The following is an 18,651-nucleotide window of genomic DNA, read 5'->3' on the forward strand; positions in this document are numbered from 1 at the left end:
CACATTTTCTTACGCTCAAAGCTTGGAATGTTCGTTAATCGCGCTATATTCGATAAGAATAAGAACAGGAGAAAATAGCATGGTTCAGCAAATCAATGCGCCACTGCGTGAGGATGTCCGCTTACTTGGCAATTTGTTAGGTGAAACCCTAAAACAACATGCAGGACAAGAACTGTTTAATCAGATCGAGCAAATCCGTGCTCTTGCCAAAGGTGCACGTGATGGTCAAGCTGAAGCCGAAAAGCAATTAGAACAATTATTTTTAGAACTGCCCGATGAAGAGCTATTACCTCTTACCCGCGCTTTCTCTCATTTTCTGAATTTTGCCAATATTGCCGAGCAATATCATGTGGTACGTAGCCGCAGACAGGCAGAGTTTGATTCGGAGGCTAATTCTCCAAATCCACTTGTTCACTTATTTCAAAAGTTTAAAGATAAAAGTATTTCGACAGAAAAACTATTCCAGCAAATTTGTGATCTTAAGATCGAATTGGTACTTACAGCACACCCAACCGAAGTAAGCCGTCGTACCCTCATTCAAAAATATGACGATATTAATGCTTGTCTTTCACAACTCGATCAGCAAAAACTTACTCCACGCGAACGTCAAAATGCGCTTGCCAACTTAAAACAACAAATTAGTTCAGCTTGGCAGACAGATGAAATCAGACAGCACCGCCCGACTCCTGTCGATGAAGCAAAATGGGGCTTTGCAACCATTGAGCAAACGCTTTGGAATGCCGTACCTAAGTTTATTCGTGAATTAAATGAGTTAGTTCAAGACAATTGCCAACAAAACTTACCACTCAATATTGCACCAGTCCGCTTCGCATCTTGGATGGGCGGCGACCGTGATGGTAACCCGAACGTTACTCATCAAATCACTCAAGAAGTATTATGGTTATCACGCTGGCAAGCTGCCGACCTTTACCTAAGAGATATTGAGAATTTACGTTGGGAGCTTTCAATTCAGGCTTGTTCTGAAGAGATGATCCAAGCGATTGGTAGTCCACACCCAGAACCTTATCGCGAGTATTTACGTGCAACACGAGAGCGTTTAAAAGCAACTCGTCATTGGTTAGCTCAGCGCCTACAAGGTTTAGAAGCAGACGATAGCAATGTCATTAAAAGTAAAGATGAGCTATTACAACCATTATTGCTGTGCTATCGCTCTTTAATTGATAGTAATCTGCCTGAAATCGCAAATGGTCAACTTCTCGACTTTATCTACCGTGTGAACTGTTTTGGTATTGAACTACTTAAACTTGATATTCGCCAAGAATCAGGCCGTCATCGCCAAGCCATTTCAGCCATTACCGAATACTTAGGTTTGGGTAATTTTGAGTCATGGACTGAACAAGCCCGTCAAAACTTCCTGATTCAGGAGCTCCAAAGCAAACGTCCGTTGCTACCGAAATATATTAATGAGCCTGAAGGTAGTTTGATTGGTCACCCAGATGTACAGGAAGTATTTGCAACTATGCGTACTTTGGCAGACCAACCACCAGAGTCGTTAGGAGCTTATATTATTTCGATGGCTGAATATCCGAGTGATGTTTTAGCTGTATTGTTATTGCAAAAAGAAGCAGGTATTCAGCACCCTTTACGTGTGGTGCCTCTATTTGAAACTTTAAAAGATTTAGATGGCGCTGCAACTACCATGAATACGCTGTTCAATATGCATTGGTATAAGCAGCACATTCAGGGCAAACACGAAGTTATGATCGGTTACTCTGACTCTGCAAAAGATGCTGGCTTCATGTCTGCTAACTGGGCCCAATACCGTGCTCAAGAAGAGTTGACTGCAATTGCTCGTAAACACGGCGTACAGTTGACTCTGTTCCACGGTCGTGGCGGCTCAATTAGCCGTGGTGGTGCTCCAACCCAACAGGCACTCTTTTCGCAACCACCGGGTTCGATCTCTGGTGCAATTCGTGTGACAGAACAAGGTGAAATGATCCGCTTCAAATTCGGTCTAGAAGGTATTGCCATGCAAAACCTTGAAATCTATACCGCAGCAACGCTTGAAGCGACATTGTTACCGCCGCCAGAACCTAAAGTCGAATGGCGTGAACTCATGAACCGTATGACAGATCATTCCGTGAAGGTTTATCGTCAAACAGTGCGTGAAAACCCACATTTTGTGAAGTATTTACGTACCGTCACGCCTGAGCTTGAGTTACAAATGTTGCCACTAGGCTCGCGTCCGGCAAAACGTAAAGTGAGTGGTGGCATCGAATCTTTACGTGCTATTCCATGGGTATTTGCTTGGACACAAATCCGCTTGATGTTGCCTGCATGGTTAGGTACAGGCGCAGCCATTAATGAAGTGATTGCCGATCAGCAAAAAGCAACGCTTGATGAAATGCTTCAGCAATGGCCTTATTTCCAAACGCTCATTGATATGTTGGAAATGGTATTGTCTAAAGCCGATGCCAACATTGCACTCTACTACGAGTCTCATTTAACTGAAGATGAAGATTTAAAAGTGCTCGGTAACCAATTACGTCAGCGCTTAAAAGATGCTGTTGAAACGTTACTTAAATTAAAAGATGAATCAAAGCTTCTTAGCAATAACGAGGTTCTGGATCAATCTATGCAGGTCCGTAAACCATATTTACTTCCTTTGCATCTTTTACAAGCTGAACTCATGAAACGCCGCCGTGATTATCTCGCGGAGCGTCAGGCAGAACATACCCCTGTTGACCATGCACTGATGGTGAGTATTGCAGGTATTGCTGCTGGTTTACGTAATACGGGCTAAGCTGTTTTTACCAATTGTTTGACAAAGCAGTACATCGGTGATGTGCTGCTTTTTACTTGCAAAGTTCCCCATTTTTTATAAATTTTCCACGATTTTTTATTTTTTTAAATATTTTTTAAAAATCATAAAATTAATTTTTATAATAAAAAAATAACTAATTCCTTATATTTAGAATTCTTTAAATTATACCAATCGTTAAAAAATAATTACTTTTCACTCACATACTGCTCTCTAGAGATTAAATGCATTCCCAAGAAAGAGTATCATTGCACCAATTAAAGAATAACGAGCTCATTTTATGTCCAACTGGTTTCCAAAATGGCAGCCTTACCAAGGTGATGTTGACCATCGACCGGTCTCTACCAATGAATATCTCCCCCCAGTTCAAAGTGCCATTTTAGGCATCCAACATGCATTTGCCATGTTCGGAGCCACCGTTTTAGCACCATTACTCATGGGCTTTAATCCTAACCTTGCTATTTTAATGTCTGGTATCTGTACCATCCTGTTCTTCTTAATTACAGGTGGACGTGTTCCAAGTTATTTAGGATCAAGTTTTGCCTTTATTGGTGTTGTTGCAGCAGCTACGGGACATATCACAGGTTCAGGGGCCAATCCAAATCTTTCAATTGCGTTAGGCGGAATCGTAGCCTGCGGTATCTTTTACGCACTCATCGGTTTTATTGTGATGCTTACTGGTACACGCTGGATTGAAAAACTTATGCCACCTGTGGTGACTGGCGCAATCGTGATGATTATTGGTCTAAACCTTGCGCCTGTCACCATTAAAGGTGTTGCAGGCCAACCCTTTGAAATGTGGATGGCTTTAATTACCGTACTTTGTATGGGCAGTATTGCGGTCTTTACGCGTGGTTTATTACAACGTTTACTTCTATTAGTTGGTTTGATTTTGGCTTATGCAATTTATGCCATTACGACTAATGGGTTAGGTTTAGGTAAACCAATCGATTTTAGCCAGATCTCACAAGCTGCATGGTTCGGTATTCCAAGCTTTTCACATCCTAATTTTGATACCAAGGCTATTTTAATTATTGCACCAGTTGCACTGATTTTAGTGGCAGAAAACTTAGGCCATATCAAAGCAGTAGGCGCTATGACAGGTGAAAACCTGACGCCACAATTAGGCAAAGCATTTGTTGCAGATGGTTTAGCGACTACACTTTCTGGTAGTGTTGGCGCACCTGGCATGACCACTTACGGTGAAAACATTGGTGTGATGGCGGTTACTCGTGTGTACTCAACGATTGTATTTGTGATTGCAGGTATCTTCGCTATTTTCTTAGGGCTATCCCCAAAATTTGGTGCTGTCATTAGCACTATTCCAAGTGCAGTCCTCACAGGTGCATCTATTGTGGTATTTGGTTTAATTACTATTGCTGGTGCAAAAATCTGGATCGAAAACAAAGTTGATTTTTCTAACAATAAAAACCTGATTGTTGCTTCTGTGACGATTATTTTAGGTGCTGGTAACTTTGAATTATTGTTCGGTAATTTCAATTTAGGCGGTATCGGTACCGCAACTTTTGCAGCCATTATTTTAAACTGGTTGTTTAGTTTAAAAGATAAAACTTAAATTCAAAAAGGCAGCGTAAGCTGCCTTTTTTCATTCCGATTTAGTATGATGAATTTTTGCGTTTCAATACGTTCCTATCATGCGTTTTGATTTTTTTGATTTACAGCTAGTTCTTCATATTGTCTCGACTGGTAGTCTAACCAAAGGTGCTGACCGTTCTGCAATTTCACTTCAAGCAGCGAGTGAGCGTATAAAAAAACTCGAACAGTATTTTGAAACACCCTTATTTATTCGCCAAACCACAGGCGTAGAACTCACCACAGCTGGACATGCATTTGTAGAGCATGCTCGTCAGCTTTTAGCTCAAAAAGATCAACTCGAACAAGAAATGCAGCGCTTTAAGTCTTCTACAACTCAAGCATTAACACTTTGGTGTAACTCTTCTGCTCAAAGCGAATATTTGCCTCCTTTATTACCGCAATATCTGGTGCTTCATCCCGAAATGAGTATCGATTTGCACGAAGCAGAAAGTTCAGAAATTGTAGATGCATTAACCCAAGGAATTGCGAGCCTTGGTTTGGTCTCAAGCTTTTTTGATACTCGACATTTGCAAACGAAAGAATTTGCAAGTGATCCTTTAGTTTTGATTTGTCCTGCTACACATGAGTTAGCTCAATATCAAAAGCTAAATTTGGTAGAGGCTTTAAGCTATGGTTTTATTGGCCTTAAAGCCCATCACTCTTTGCAACAGTCCATTGAAACTCAAGCGAAATTATTAGGCTTTAACATACAGTATCGTTTGCGCCTACCTAACTTTAGTGCAATTGCTGAGGTTGTTGCCAAAGGCGTGGGTATTGCGATTATGCCTGCCCGTGCGGCGCAGCGCTTGCAATCGGATTATGATTTTCATTCCATCCAATTACTCGGCGCATGGGCAAACCGAAAACTACTTTTGGCAACACAAAATTTCAGCCAACTGTCTAGTAGTTATAAGCAATTTGCAGATTTCCTATTAGAGCATCGCCCTTAGAAATTTGGCTTAGTGCAAAATCATATAAAGCCCTAATGACACTAAACCTATAAAAAAGATACGGCGAAATAACTGCTCATTGAGTCGATAACGAATTCTTTTACCGATCCACATTCCAACGAGTGCCGCCAACAAAGCAGCAAAAGATAAACGATAGTCCAGTGTTACTCCCGACATCGGGTTATGATGTAAAAACACTGCAAGGCAAATGGTAGAGACGGTAAATGTTAATCCCAAGGCTTGTACCAGTTCGTCACGTTTTAAATGTAAAGACTGCAAATATGGCACGATAGGAATAATAATAACGCCTGTTGCTACTGTCACTGCCCCACCAATATATCCAATAATCGGCGATAACCAGCGCTCATGTTTACCTAAGTGTGGAAGTTTCTTGACGCATAATCCATAAAGCCCATATAAGGCCAACATACTTCCTAATAAAATCTCACTACTGTGCCCATGGCTTTGACTTAAAGTCGGCAAAAAGCTCCATATTGAACCAGCAACAATGCCTATAAGCAAAGTCCAGAAACGGCGAATAAAAGACCAAACATGCCCCTCAGCAAAAAGCTGCCAGACATTGGTGACCATTGAAGGAACAATGAGTAGGGATGCTGCCTGAAAAGGACTCATTGCGATGGTAAGTAAGCCCATTGAGACCGCGGGCAATCCTAAGCCGATCATGCCTTTAATCATGCCCGCAAAGACAAATACCATCATAATAATAGCTAGAAATGTCACTGTTTATCTCCGATTCCCTACATGGTTATGCTACGGAAAAAACAGGTTTTGCCCTATTCTTGTTTTTGGGAGTAGGCCTCAATTAGAAGTTGAGGCTGTTTTATATTTTTCTTCTAAAACATTGCTAAAAATGCTTTCAATCATCCAAACCCGATACAAGCTATTAAATACATAACTTTGCCCATCAATACGCAACTCTAAAACTGGTAAATCAGGCTGATGTTTATTCTTGCAAAGCGCATCATTTTGCTCCAAAACAGACGGTACATCCTGTTCGGTTAAATGCTCAATGCCAAGTTGTTGCTGTAACTGTTGGAAATGCTTCTGGAAAGAGGGATCTTTTCCTTTCGTCCAAACGGCCTGCAAAATAGTAAAAATTGTATCAAGTTGCTGATTTTCCGGCACACTATAGAAAAGTTTCGCCATCTCAAGTGTACTTTCTTCTGTAGGGCGGCAAAAAGGTGTAAAAGCAACCTCTGTCCGTTTAGAAACTCGCGTTGCCAAGCTCCAGTCAAACCAGTCTCGGCCTCGATAACTCAGCGGATAAACTTTTAGCTGAATATCATAATAGTCTGCGAGCTCTTCTTTAATATAAGCAAGCAGCAACCAGCTCATCGGGTCTTCTAAAGCGATAAATACATCAAGCTCAGGATGAAGAGCCTGAATTTCATTGAGTGCTTCAGCATCATTAATCAAATGTTCACGCCATTCGATATGATTAATTAAAAAAATTGGAATACCTGTCAGTAACTTTTGTTGTTTTAAACGACGAGTTAGACGTAATAAATCATCCACTGCGTGATATTTACGTCCACCAAATTCAAAGTACGCTGCCTGTACAGGTTCATCTGTAAAAATACGTTCTGGAAAATGCTGTGGTATCTGATGCTTCACCGCCATGGCATGTAAAGTACGTAACTTTCCATATTGCTGTTGCCAAAGCATGTGAAAGATATCTTCAAGTAAATGGAAGAAGTTCTGACCTTGTAATGGGGTTCTTTTTAGTATGACAGCGGCTTGTTTTAAAGCTTCTTGGCTTGGGATTTCTGGGAACTCATCAAAAGCAAAACGATGCTGATTTGCTAAAATCTTGGCATCATTTAAACAATAATGCTGCCATTCCTCATGCGTCATGCTGTTCGGAGGTTCAGAAGCTGTATGAGAAATAATAATTTTTAAAGGTTTAAGCTCATCACTTAAAATTTCATCTAGCTGAGACAATTGCTGAACAGCCAGATAGCTATACACATCATCAAGTCGTAAATAAATACTTAAACCATTTTCCGTGGGTAACACCGCTTGACGAGAAGGTTTTTGGTAAAACCAGCTCGATCGGATAGGGTCAAACCAACGGCGTAGCAGTGACATGAGTAGTGCCTCTAAAAATAAATCCTAAGCGAGATCAAAAGTTATTTTGATCATAGTGCAAGGTGAAACAGTAGTCGAGATGGAAAAATGACTACCTAAGTTCGCGCAGAAAATATGTCATGTTATTTCGCGAGTTTCTGCGTAGGTGAAGATTTTATCACCATTTTATGGCAAACCCATAGAATGATCTGAAAACACCTTTTCCTACAAGCGGATTTTTTTTACCAGACATAAAAAATGCACCCTTAACATGATAACAATTCATCGTGTTAATGGGTGCATGTTTCCTACTCAATTATTAAAATTGAATATTTTATAGAACGCGTACAGCTCCTTTTGCTGCACTTGTGGTATGCATTGCATAAACTTTTAACGCTTTTGATACCTTACGTTTACGTTCTTCCTTCGGATGCCAACCTTTCGCTTCCTGAACTGTACGACGGTGTGCCAAAGTCGCATCATCAATATTCAAGTGAATGGTACGGTTTGGAATATCAATTTCGATGGTATCGCCATCTTCAACTAAACCAATTGCACCGCCTTCAGCAGCTTCTGGCGAAACGTGACCAATTGAAAGACCTGATGAACCACCAGAGAAACGACCATCTGTAACCAAGGCACAGTCTTTTCCTAAACCTTTAGATTTAAGATAGCTGGTTGGATAAAGCATTTCTTGCATGCCTGGACCACCACGTGGACCTTCGTAGCGAATAACAACAACATCGCCAGCTTTAATCTCATTGCCTAAAATTGCTTCTACAGCTGCATCTTGGCTCTCAAAAACGCGTGCTGTACCAGTGAATTTTAAAATAGATTCATCTACACCCGCAGTTTTTACGATACAACCATCAAGTGCGATGTTGCCGTATAAAACAGCTAAACCACCATCTTTAGAAAATGCATGTTCTGCATTACGAATTACGCCCTTTTCACGGTCGCCATCTAAAGTTGAGTAGTAACGGTTTTGTGAGAATGCAACTTGAGTCGGAACACCACCCGGAGATGAACGATAGAACTCATAAACCTCTGCATTTTCAGTACGGATAATATCCCACTTATCTAAAGCATCTTTTAAAGTTTTTTCATGTACTGTCGGTACAGATACATCCAATAAATTGGCACGATCAAGCTCGCCTAAAATGGCCATGATACCGCCTGCACGATGTACATCTTCCATATGTACGTCTTGTTTTGCTGGCGCTACTTTTGAAAGCACTGGTACTCGACGTGACAACTCATCAATGTCGTCCATCGTAAAATCAACTTCAGCTTCATTTGCCGCAGCTAACAAGTGGAGAACTGTATTGGTTGATCCACCCATTGCAATATCAAGAGTCATCGCATTTTTAAAGGCAGCTTTAGTGGCAATTGAACGAGGCAAAATACTTGCATCTTCTTGTTCGTAATAGCGCTTAGCCAATTCAACAATAAGCTGACCTGCTTTTAAGAATAATTTTTTACGGTTTGCATGCGTTGCAACGATAGAACCATTGCCCGGTAAAGATAAACCTAAAGCTTCGGTTAAACAGTTCATTGAGTTTGCAGTAAACATACCTGAACATGAACCACAAGTTGGACATGCTGAACGTTCAAACTCTGCAACTTCTTCGTCGGTATAACTATCATCAGCAGCAACAACCATCGCATCTACAAGGTCAATGGCCTTTTCATCACCACGGAATTTAACCTTACCTGCTTCCATTGGTCCGCCAGACACAAACACCACAGGAATATTTAGACGCATAGCGGCCATCAACATTCCCGGAGTAATTTTGTCACAGTTCGAAATACATACCATCGCATCGGCGCAATGAGCATTCACCATATATTCAACTGAATCCGCAATTAAATCACGTGATGGTAATGAATAAAGCATGCCGTCATGCCCCATCGCGATACCATCATCCACCGCAATTGTATTGAACTCTTTAGCAACACCACCTGCTGCCTGAATTTCTGCTGCGACAAGCTGCCCTAAATCTTTTAGATGGACATGGCCCGGAACAAATTGAGTAAATGAATTGACCACAGCAATAATTGGTTTGCCGAAATCTTCATCTTTCATTCCTGTTGCACGCCATAAGCCACGTGCGCCAGCCATATTTCTTCCGTGTGTCGATGTTTTTGAACGATAGTCAGGCATTTGTATTTCCAACAAGTTGTGCTTGAGTGAAATGACTTCCACTCTGGCTGAATGATACTGATATAGCGTTAGATCAGTCGGAATATTGACTCATCATCATAATTTGATCATTCTCCATTCTATAGAAGCAAATAATATAGGGAAAGCCAAGAACGATAATACTCAGTCAATATTTAGCAAAACTTACATGAATAATTTTTTATTTTTTTATAACCTTTTTTTATCAATAAAATTTTTTCAATAATTTTTTGTTCACTATTTAAAAACTAAAATGCTCAATCGCCATGAGTTTAGGGCTTCAAACGTTTTTCACGTATACTACTCATAAACTCTTTTTGGATTGCATTTGTGAAAATTATTTTTGCTGGCACCCCCGAATTTGCTGCAACAGCATTGGCGGCTTTATTAAAAACTTCCCATGAAATTATCGCGGTTTATACTCAACCAGACCGTAAAGCAGGCCGTGGACAAAAACTAACACCGTCTCCTGTAAAACAGCTTGCACTGGAACATAATATTCCTGTTTATCAACCACTTCACTTCAAGGCTTCAACTGAAGAAGGCTTGGCAGCTCAACAAGAACTTGCTGCTTTAGGCGCTGATGTCATGGTGGTTGCAGCATATGGTTTAATTCTTCCACAAGCTGTGCTCGATACACCTAAATATGGCTGTTTAAATATTCACGGCTCGCTATTACCACGTTGGCGTGGTGCAGCGCCAATTCAACGCGCGATTGCAACAGGTGATGAAGAAACCGGCATTACCATCATGCAAATGGCGGCAGGTTTAGATACAGGCGATATGATGTATAAAACCTATTGTCCGATCACTGCCGAAGATACTTCTGCGACTTTACATGACAAGTTGGCAGCACAAGGAGCAACAGCAATTTGTGCGGTACTCGAGTCAGAAGAAACTCTGCAAAAATATTTGGCAGAACGCGAAGTCCAAGACGAAAGCTTAACGGTCTATGCTCATAAACTCGTAAAGTCAGAAGCTCGTATTGATTGGTCTATAAATGCAGTTCAAGTAGACCGCAATATCCGTGCATTCAACCCTTGGCCAGTCGCTTTTGTTCAACTTGATGAAAATAATGCACTGCGTGTTTGGAATTCTCTAGTTTCTAGCCAAAGCAAAGCACATGCTCAAGCTGGTGAAATTATTGCAATTGATAAACAAGGCGTACATGTTGCTTGTGGTGAAAATACATTTATTTGTCTAACGAGTGTACAGTGGCCAGGTGGTAAAGCATTAAATGCTCAACAAATTGCACAAACTCAAAAACTTCATGTAGGACAGATTCTGCCATGAGTCAGGTTACTTCAAACTCATCACGTTTTAACCTGCGCGCTCAAGTCGTCCAAACGTTACTCAAAGTTCAGCAGGGCCAATCATTGGCTAGTATTTTAAATACACAGCTGAATCAAGTCGCAGAGCGTGATCGTGCGTTATTTCATGAACTTGTTCTAGGTACTTTACGCCAATGGTTCGCACTTAAGTCAATTAGTCTGCCTTTGCTCAGCAAACCTTTAAACAATGAGACAGTAGAAACCTGTCTATACGTTGGTCTTTATCAAGTTTTATGCACGCGTATTGCAGCGCACGCTGCCATCTCAGAAACAGTAGATGCGACTAAACAACTTGGTTTCCCTGCACTCAGCGGTATTGTGAATGCAATTTTGCGCCGAGCAACTCGCGAAACTGAGGACTTTCAACAAGGTTTACAGCAAGCCCATGGCTTACCAAGTTGGCTTTTTAAGCGTTTAAAAAAGGATTGGGGAGAACAAACAGAAGCTCTCTGCCAATCGTTAAAGCAAGCCGCACCTTTAACTTTACGAGTAAACCAACGCCATATTGGTCGCGATGCTTATTTAGCAAAACTACAAAGTTTAGATATTCAGGCACGTGCGTGTACTCTATCTGACGCGGGTATTATTCTTGAACAATCTGTACAAATTACACAGTTACCGGGTTTTGAACAGGGCTGGTTTTCTGTACAAGATGAACATGCACAGCTATGTGCAACCTTATTGCCTGATTTAAACAATAAAACAGTTATTGATGCGTGTGCGGCTCCAGGTGGAAAAACGGCTCATTTGCTTGAAAAATTTAAACCAGCACAGCTCATCGCCATTGATCAGGATCCAAGTCGTTTAGTCCGTGTAACTGAAAACCTAAACCGACTAGCACTAGATCAAAGCCATACTGAAATTCTGGCAGCAGATGCAACCAAGTGGACTCCAGCCCAACCTGTGGATTGTATCGTGCTTGATGCACCTTGTTCTGCGACAGGTGTAATTCGACGCCATCCTGACATACGTCTATTGCGCCAATCTAGTGACATAGCCCAAACCATTGAGCTACAAAAGCAGATCTTAGAGCACATGTGGCAGCAACTTAAAGTTGGAGGCTCCCTGCTTTACATCACCTGTTCAATTTTAAAAGCTGAAAATGAACAGCAGATGATTAGCTTCTTTGCAAAGCATACCGATGCAAAAGAAGTAAAAATTGAAGCAGATTGGGGAATTGAACAAGCTCATGGCAGACAACTGTTGCCAGAAGCACAATCTGGTGATGGATTTTATTATTGTAAAATTCAAAAAATTGCATAAAAAAGCAGGCTTTTAAGCCTGCTTTTTTACTAGATCAGTATTAAAGAGTGTGCTGGTCTTTGACTTCTTCTAAGACTTCATCTAACTCTTCAGGATGTCTTGATAAATGTAAAATGGATAAAGCTAGTCCACCCCATACAAATACCATTGAAATTATCATCATCACGATTGCCGAAGTATTCATTATTTTATCCTCCTAGCGATCTTTCATTTTACTTAACACGATAGCAACGACTGCACAGAAAATCACACTGCCCCAGCCAAATACACCTTGTAAGCTCATACTATAAGTATCATAGCCATTTTTGATCAAATTAAAAACAGTCATAGTGAGTGTTGTTAATAGGATAAAAGTAGTAATCACGGTTAAGGTGAAATCCCATCCCTTACCCAATTGAATGGTTGAGATACGGTTGACATGATCACGAAGCTCTCTAAGAGCTGAGCGCTTAAACCAAGCTACGCTAATAATTGATATCAATGCTCCCCCAATAATGCCAATGTTATTGATAAAATGGTCGACAATATCAACGAGCTTAATTGCATTAACACTTGAGAATAAAATAATTGAGACTAGAGCACTACCGCCACCAATAATGGTTACCGCTTTCTTACGACTCCACTTCAACTTATCTTGCATCGCTGCAATAGGTACTTCCAAAATACTAACCATTGAAGAAATACCAGCTACAAATAATGAAGAGAAGAATAAAAGGCCGAATAGATCAGCACCAGAACCTAAACTTGAAATAATTTTAGGGAAGGCAATAAATGCGAGACCAATACCACCACTCACCACATCTTTAACTTCAGTACCTGCAGCATGTGCCATAAAGCCAAGCGCTGCAAAAATACCGATACCCGCCAAAATCTCTGTCGATGCATTCGCGAAACCAACGATAAGACCGGAGCCAGTTAAATTGGTTTTTGGTTTTAAGTAAGATGCATAGGTCACCATAATCCCGAAACCAACAGAGAGTGAGAAGAAAGTATGACCATAGGCTGCTAACCAAACTTTATAGTCCATCATGGCAGACCAGTTTGGAGTAAAGAAAGCATTTAAACCTTGTACTGCACCCGGTAAACGTAATGACTGAATCACTAAAATCGTAAATAAGATGAATAATAAAGGCATGAAAATCTTATTAGATAATTCAACACCTTTTTTCACTCCACCATATAAAATGATTAAAGTCAGTGCCCAAATTCCAACAATTGGCCAGAATAAATGGCCTACAAACTGCAAATCAAAGCCAGTCGCTTTTGTGGTTTGTAAATAGGTATTGAAGAAGAAGCCTTCCGGGTCACTTCCCCACATTTGGCCAATAGAAAAATAAATGTAGCTACCAGCCCAAGTCAGAACACTTGCGTAATACAAACCAATAATGATACAGACGCAAACCTGCCACCATCCTAGAGTTTCTCCGCCTTTAAACAAAGCTCTATACGCTTTAGGAGGCGATCCTGTACTACGATGACCTACTGCATAATCTAAAAATAGTAATGGTAAACCTGCCGTAATAAGTGCAAGTAAGTAAGGAATAAGGAACGCACCACCACCATTTTCATAAGCAACGTAGGGGAAACGCCAAATATTACCTAAACCAACAGCCGAACCAACGGCTGCGATAATAAAACCAGATCGTGACGTCCAGTTTTCACGAGAATCTGTCATAGAACACCTAATGTTAAAAGATTACTTATTTTTACTGCTTTTGTTGATTGTTATTCCGCACGCAAAAAAAGAACCAAAGAATACTTTTGTGTTTGATAGAGAATAAAAGGCACCTTTTGAGTATTTTTATTTTCATTTCAAACAAGCAAAAATAGAAAATTCTTCCTTAAAGATTTTTGTCCATTTTTTGCCCCTATATAGTTGAACAATACCCGTTTTTATTTATTTTTACTGTAATTTCCGTCTGAAATTTTACGTTTTTTTAGAGATTTTGATTTAGATTGGTTATTTTTTAGCTAATATTCATGTTCTAAAACATATTATTAGAGAATATAAGCAATGATATTTTCTACCATTTAAATTATTTTCTACTTTATAAAGTAGATATATCAACCAATTTTAGATGAGTAAAATCACAGAATCTTACCGATGTATTACACAAAATTTATACTAAAATTTTTCCTAACAAGCTCCACTTAAAATCTATATTTTAATAATAAAATCAAAAACATAAATTAATAAAAATAATTATAATTCTAAAAGTTTTATATTCACCATTTTTCATCAATGCATAACTTCTCAGATGTCTATATCATGCGCTCAAAGATTTCTTTTCTTAGGATATGATGATGAAGATATTAAAAATGTCTTTTTTGGCACTCGGGATGAGTCTTAGCGGATTTGCTCAAGCGGATTTTATAGGAGTTAAAGGGGACGTGGGCTATTGGTTTTACGATGGTAAAGCAAACATGTCTACACAATTGCCAGATGACCAAGACTTAGATCGAAAAGGCAGTGCACAACTTTCATTAGCATTTGAGCACCCAATCCCATTTATTCCAAATGCAAAAATTCGTTACGTCAATCTAGATACACAAACTAAATCAGAGTCCTTAGGTCAAACTAACTATAAGATTAATTTAGATCATAGTGATTTTATTCTTTATTATGAATTACTAGATAATATTGTGAGTGTGGATGCGGGTCTAGGTGCAACCGTATTAAATGGTGATATCACCGCCTATACAGGTAAACGTGTAGATATTGATAAAACATATCCTATTGCTTATTTGTCGGGAGAAGTAAAACTTCCATTTACAGGTCTAAGTGCTAAAGGTGAAGCAACTTATACAAACTTTAATGATGCAAAAATCACAGATGCATTAGCAGAAGTAAAGTATAAATTTGTCGATAATTTAGTAGTCGATTTAGGCCTTAAAGCAGGCTATCGTGTACTCAATATTGACTTAGATGATTATGATAACACTGACCTTAAATTTGAGTTTAAAGGACCATATGTAGGCTTAGAAGCACATTTTTAGACTCAACGAGGGTGAGAGAAATATTCTTTCACCCTATTTTTTTATAATTAGAAATTACCGTCTCAATTCGACTTAAAATTTGTGGCCAACCTTTTCTCATACCCATAAAAGCTTGTTGTCCCAAAGAAGAATTCTCATTAAATCCCGAATGTTTAAGCTGCAAAAGTGTGCCCTCTCCTTGAGGAATTAATTGCCATCTTAGAGTTGTATCAAGTACACCAATTGCAAAGTCATATTCAAATAAAATTTCTTTATCAGCCACCTTAACTAGGCAATGTTGTACTCCAAAACTACCCATATCTAAAGTAAATTGATGACCAGCTTTAGGCTGAATATCTCCTTTAGCCCACCATTGTTGAATGAGTTCAGGTGTGGTCAATGCTTCCCATACTTTCTTAGGTGGATACGGAATATATTGAGATAACTCAATTGCCTTCATCATTTTGTATTTTTCCATATTTTATCGAATTTATATTATTCTTGAAGTAATCATCTGACAAATAAAAAAACACCCCCACTCTTTAGAATGGGGGTGTTTAGAATAATGAGCTGGCGATGACTTACTCTCACATGGGTAACCCCACACTACCATCAGCGCTAAGAGGTTTCACTTCTGAGTTCGGGAAGGGATCAGGTGGTTCACTCTTGCTATGGTCGCCAGCACAACTGTTTATGGATACTTGCTTTGGTCTTATTGTTTGCCGAAGCGTTTTCCAAATCTTTACAGACTGGGCTGATTGAATCTGATTGTGTTCATTTTAGCTAAGCGTTTAACTAAATCAAGTTGCTTTGTAGATTTATGAATCGATTGATGCTTTGTATACAACTGCTTGGGTGTTGTATAGTCAAGCCTCACGAGCAATTAGTATTGGTCAGCTTCACATATCACTATGCTTCCACATCCAACCTATCAACGTCCTAGTCTCGAACGGCTCTTTAGAGGAATAAATTCCTAGGGAAATCTTATCTTGAGGTAGGCTTCCCGCTTAGATGCTTTCAGCGGTTATCCCTTCCGAACATAGCTACCCGGCGATGCGACTGGCGTCACAACCGGTACACCAGAGGTTCGTCCACTCTGGTCCTCTCGTACTAGGAGCAGATCCTCTCAAATTTCCAGCGCCCACGGTAGATAGGGACCGAACTGTCTCACGACGTTCTAAACCCAGCTCGCGTACCTCTTTAAATGGCGAACAGCCATACCCTTGGGACCTGCTTCAGCCCCAGGATGAGATGAGCCGACATCGAGGTGCCAAACACCGCCGTCGATATGAACTCTTGGGCGGTATCAGCCTGTTATCCCCAGAGTACCTTTTATCCGTTGAGCGATGGCCCTTCCATACAGAACCACCGGATCACTAAGACCTACTTTCGTACCTGCTCGACTTGTGGGTCTCGCAGTTAAGCGCGCTTTTGCCTTTATACTCTACGCGTGATTTCCGACCACGCTGAGCGCACCTTCGTACTCCTCCGTTACTCTTTAGGAGGAGACCGCCCCAGTCAAACTACCCACCAGACACGGTCCTCGTCCCGGATAACGGGACAGAGTTAGAACCTCAACATTACCAGGGTGGTATTTCAAGGACGGCTCCATTGGAACTAGCGTTCCAACTTCAAAGCCTCCCACCTATCCTACACAAGTAAGGTCAAAGTTCAGTGTCAAGCTGCAGTAAAGGTTCACGGGGTCTTTCCGTCTAGCCGCGGGTACACTGCATCTTCACAGCGATTTCGATTTCACTGAGCCTCTGCTGGAGACAGCGCCGCCATCATTATGCCATTCGTGCAGGTCGGAACTTACCCGACAAGGAATTTCGCTACCTTAGGACCGTTATAGTTACGGCCGCCGTTTACTGGGGCTTCGATCAAGAGCTTCGCTTACGCTAACCCCATCAATTAACCTTCCAGCACCGGGCAGGCATCACACCCTATACGTCCACTTTCGTGTTTGCAGAGTGCTATGTTTTTAATAAACAGTTGCAGCGGCCTGGTTTCTGCGGCTGTCATCAGCTCAGGAAGCAAGTTCCATCACCAACAACAGCGTACCTTCTCCCGAAGTTACGGTACCATTTTGCCTAGTTCCTTCAGCAGAGTTCTCTCAAGCGCCTTGGTCTACTCGACCTGACCACCTGTGTCGGTTTCGGGTACGATTCCTGTGTAACTGAAGCTTAGAGACTTTTCCTGGAAGCATGGTATCAGCCACTTCGCTGTACAAGTACAGCTTGCTATCGGATCTCAGTATAGAGTACCCCGGATTTGCCTAAGATACATACCTACATCCTTCCACCTGGACAACCAACGCCAGGCTGACTTAACCTTCTCCGTCCTCTCATCGCATTACACAGAAGTATTGGAATATTAACCAATTTCCCATCGACTACGCCTTTCGGCCTCGCCTTAGGGGTCGACTCACCCAGCCCCGATTAACGTTGGACTGGAACCCTTGGTCTTTCGGCGAACGGGTTTTTCACCCGTTTTGTCGTTACTCACGTCAGCATTCGCACTTCTGATACCTCCAGCATACTTCTCAATACACCTTCATCGGCTTACAGAACGCTCCCCTACCACTTGACTAATGTCAAATCCGCAGCTTCGGCACATAGTTTTAGCCCCGTTACATCTTCCGCGCAGGCCGACTCGACTAGTGAGCTATTACGCTTTCTTTAAAGGGTGGCTGCTTCTAAGCCAACCTCCTAGCTGTCTATGCCTTCCCACATCGTTTCCCACTTAACTATGATTTTGGGGCCTTAGCTGGCGGTCTGGATTGTTTTCCTCTTGACTACGGACGTTAGCACCCGCAGTCTGTCTCCCGGATAGTACTCATAGGTATTCGGAGTTTGCATCGGTTTGGTAAGTCGGGATGACCCCCTAGCCGAAACAGTGCTCTACCCCCTATGGTATTCGTCCGAGGCGCTACCTAAATAGCTTTCGGGGAGAACCAGCTATCACCAGGCTTGATTAGCCTTTCACCCCTATCCACAAGTCATCCCCTGGCTTTTCAACGACAGTGGGTTCGGTCCTCCAGTTAGTGTTACCCAACCTTCAACCTGCTCATGGATAGATCGCCTGGTTTCGGGTCTATACCCAGCAACTAAACGCCCTATTAAGACTCGATTTCTCTACGGCTCCCCTATACGGTTAACCTCGCTACTGAATATAAGTCGCTGACCCATTATACAAAAGGTACGCAGTCACACCACGAAGGTGCTCCCACTGCTTGTATGCATGCGGTTTCAGGATCTATTTCACTCCCCTCACAGGGGTTCTTTTCGCCTTTCCCTCACGGTACTGGTTCACTATCGGTCAGTCAGGAGTATTTAGCCTTGGAGGATGGTCCCCCCATATTCAGACAAGGTTTCACGTGCCTCGCCCTACTCGTCATCATTATGTGTGCCCTTTCGTGTACGGGAATATCACCCTCTACGTTCGCACTTCCCAGAGCGTTCCACTAAAACACACATAACTTAA

At 41.2% G+C, this 18,651-nt stretch carries 12 protein-coding genes, 1 rRNA gene and 2 other annotated features; of the genes, 6 read left to right on the top strand and 7 right to left on the bottom strand.

The window, feature by feature from the left end; genetic code table 11:
• Positions 1 to 79: 79 nt before the first annotated feature.
• From ppc to HMPREF0014_RS20970, 3 genes are all read left to right on the top strand, one after another.
• Complete coding sequence (gene ppc, locus HMPREF0014_RS20960; protein ID WP_006581528.1) at positions 80 to 2,764, top strand: phosphoenolpyruvate carboxylase; 2,685 nt, start codon at positions 80 to 82, stop codon at positions 2,762 to 2,764.
• Positions 2,765 to 3,062: 298 nt separating this feature from the next.
• A complete protein-coding gene (locus HMPREF0014_RS20965) occupies positions 3,063 to 4,358 on the top strand; it encodes a solute carrier family 23 protein (protein ID WP_006581527.1) in 1,296 nt (431 codons plus the stop codon).
• Positions 4,359 to 4,437: 79 nt separating this feature from the next.
• A complete protein-coding gene (locus HMPREF0014_RS20970) occupies positions 4,438 to 5,328 on the top strand; it encodes a LysR family transcriptional regulator (protein WP_006581526.1) in 891 nt (296 codons plus the stop codon).
• 9 nt (positions 5,329 to 5,337) lie between these two features.
• Here the strand turns inward: HMPREF0014_RS20970 and HMPREF0014_RS20975 are convergent, their stop codons facing one another.
• The 3 genes from HMPREF0014_RS20975 to ilvD form a co-directional block, all read right to left on the bottom strand.
• Entirely contained in the window at positions 5,338 to 6,069 is a 732-nt protein-coding gene (locus HMPREF0014_RS20975; RefSeq protein WP_006581525.1) for a sulfite exporter TauE/SafE family protein, read from the bottom strand.
• Between the two features lie 78 nt (positions 6,070 to 6,147).
• The gene (locus tag HMPREF0014_RS20980; RefSeq protein ID WP_006581524.1) at positions 6,148 to 7,437 is read right to left on the bottom strand and encodes a hypothetical protein; all 1,290 of its coding nucleotides are present in this window, start codon (positions 7,435 to 7,437) and stop codon (positions 6,148 to 6,150) included.
• A gap of 313 nt (positions 7,438 to 7,750) precedes the next feature.
• Complete coding sequence (gene ilvD / locus HMPREF0014_RS20985) at positions 7,751 to 9,580, bottom strand: dihydroxy-acid dehydratase (RefSeq protein WP_004885081.1); 1,830 nt, start codon at positions 9,578 to 9,580, stop codon at positions 7,751 to 7,753.
• Positions 9,581 to 9,928: 348 nt separating this feature from the next.
• On the opposite strand from ilvD, the gene fmt reads away from it, so the two are divergent.
• Both fmt and rsmB read left to right on the top strand, forming a co-directional pair.
• Entirely contained in the window at positions 9,929 to 10,891 is a 963-nt protein-coding gene (gene fmt / locus HMPREF0014_RS20990) for a methionyl-tRNA formyltransferase (protein WP_006581523.1), read from the top strand.
• Positions 10,888 to 12,192: a 16S rRNA (cytosine(967)-C(5))-methyltransferase RsmB gene (gene rsmB / locus HMPREF0014_RS20995; protein ID WP_006581522.1), complete on the top strand. Its 1,305-nt coding sequence runs from the start codon at positions 10,888 to 10,890 to the stop codon at positions 12,190 to 12,192. Before fmt ends, rsmB begins: the two co-directional genes overlap by 4 nt.
• A 40-nt stretch (positions 12,193 to 12,232) precedes the next feature.
• On the opposite strand, the gene HMPREF0014_RS21000 is transcribed toward rsmB, so the two are convergent.
• Together HMPREF0014_RS21000 and HMPREF0014_RS21005 are read right to left on the bottom strand one after the other, a co-directional pair.
• Entirely contained in the window at positions 12,233 to 12,376 is a 144-nt protein-coding gene (locus HMPREF0014_RS21000; protein ID WP_002053803.1) for a methionine/alanine import family NSS transporter small subunit, read from the bottom strand.
• A 12-nt stretch (positions 12,377 to 12,388) separates the two neighbouring features.
• Positions 12,389 to 13,867: a sodium-dependent transporter gene (locus tag HMPREF0014_RS21005; RefSeq protein ID WP_002053942.1), complete on the bottom strand. Its 1,479-nt coding sequence runs from the start codon at positions 13,865 to 13,867 to the stop codon at positions 12,389 to 12,391.
• 629 nt (positions 13,868 to 14,496) lie between these two features.
• Here HMPREF0014_RS21005 and HMPREF0014_RS21010 point away from each other — a divergent pair.
• Positions 14,497 to 15,189, top strand: coding sequence for a TIGR04219 family outer membrane beta-barrel protein (locus HMPREF0014_RS21010; protein WP_020992341.1), 693 nt, complete (start codon positions 14,497 to 14,499; stop codon positions 15,187 to 15,189).
• A gap of 28 nt (positions 15,190 to 15,217) precedes the next feature.
• Here the strand turns inward: HMPREF0014_RS21010 and HMPREF0014_RS21015 are convergent, their stop codons facing one another.
• On the bottom strand, positions 15,218 to 15,631 hold the full coding sequence (locus HMPREF0014_RS21015; RefSeq protein WP_004711284.1) for an SRPBCC domain-containing protein: 414 nt from the start codon (positions 15,629 to 15,631) through the stop codon (positions 15,218 to 15,220).
• 105 nt (positions 15,632 to 15,736) lie between these two features.
• Positions 15,737 to 15,851: ribosomal RNA gene (gene rrf / locus HMPREF0014_RS21020) — 5S ribosomal RNA — on the bottom strand.
• Positions 15,852 to 16,043: 192 nt separating this feature from the next.
• Positions 16,044 to 18,404 (bottom strand) — a sequence feature (most likely nonfunctional fraction of RNA operon).
• Between the two features lie 102 nt (positions 18,405 to 18,506).
• Positions 18,507 to 18,651 (bottom strand) — a sequence feature (23S ribosomal RNA rRNA prediction is too short).

Origin of the sequence: Acinetobacter sp. RUH 2624 (assembly GCF_000162375.2) — a bacterium.
Taxonomy (GTDB): domain Bacteria; phylum Pseudomonadota; class Gammaproteobacteria; order Pseudomonadales; family Moraxellaceae; genus Acinetobacter; species Acinetobacter nosocomialis.

What these genes read in the sequence shown, in the direction of transcription:
- ppc (WP_006581528.1), top strand. Translation starts at nt 80, where the DNA reads ATGGTTCAGCAAATCAATGCGCCACTGCGTGAGGATGTCCGCTTACTT.
- HMPREF0014_RS21015 (WP_004711284.1), bottom strand. Translation starts at nt 15,631, where the DNA reads ATGATGAAGGCAATTGAGTTATCTCAATATATTCCGTATCCACCTAAG.
- HMPREF0014_RS21010 (WP_020992341.1), top strand. Translation starts at nt 14,497, where the DNA reads ATGAAGATATTAAAAATGTCTTTTTTGGCACTCGGGATGAGTCTTAGC.
- HMPREF0014_RS21000 (WP_002053803.1), bottom strand. Translation starts at nt 12,376, where the DNA reads ATGAATACTTCGGCAATCGTGATGATGATAATTTCAATGGTATTTGTA.
- HMPREF0014_RS20965 (WP_006581527.1), top strand. Translation starts at nt 3,063, where the DNA reads ATGTCCAACTGGTTTCCAAAATGGCAGCCTTACCAAGGTGATGTTGAC.
- rsmB (WP_006581522.1), top strand. Translation starts at nt 10,888, where the DNA reads ATGAGTCAGGTTACTTCAAACTCATCACGTTTTAACCTGCGCGCTCAA.
- HMPREF0014_RS20970 (WP_006581526.1), top strand. Translation starts at nt 4,438, where the DNA reads ATGCGTTTTGATTTTTTTGATTTACAGCTAGTTCTTCATATTGTCTCG.
- ilvD (WP_004885081.1), bottom strand. Translation starts at nt 9,580, where the DNA reads ATGCCTGACTATCGTTCAAAAACATCGACACACGGAAGAAATATGGCT.
- HMPREF0014_RS20980 (WP_006581524.1), bottom strand. Translation starts at nt 7,437, where the DNA reads ATGTCACTGCTACGCCGTTGGTTTGACCCTATCCGATCGAGCTGGTTT.
- HMPREF0014_RS21005 (WP_002053942.1), bottom strand. Translation starts at nt 13,867, where the DNA reads ATGACAGATTCTCGTGAAAACTGGACGTCACGATCTGGTTTTATTATC.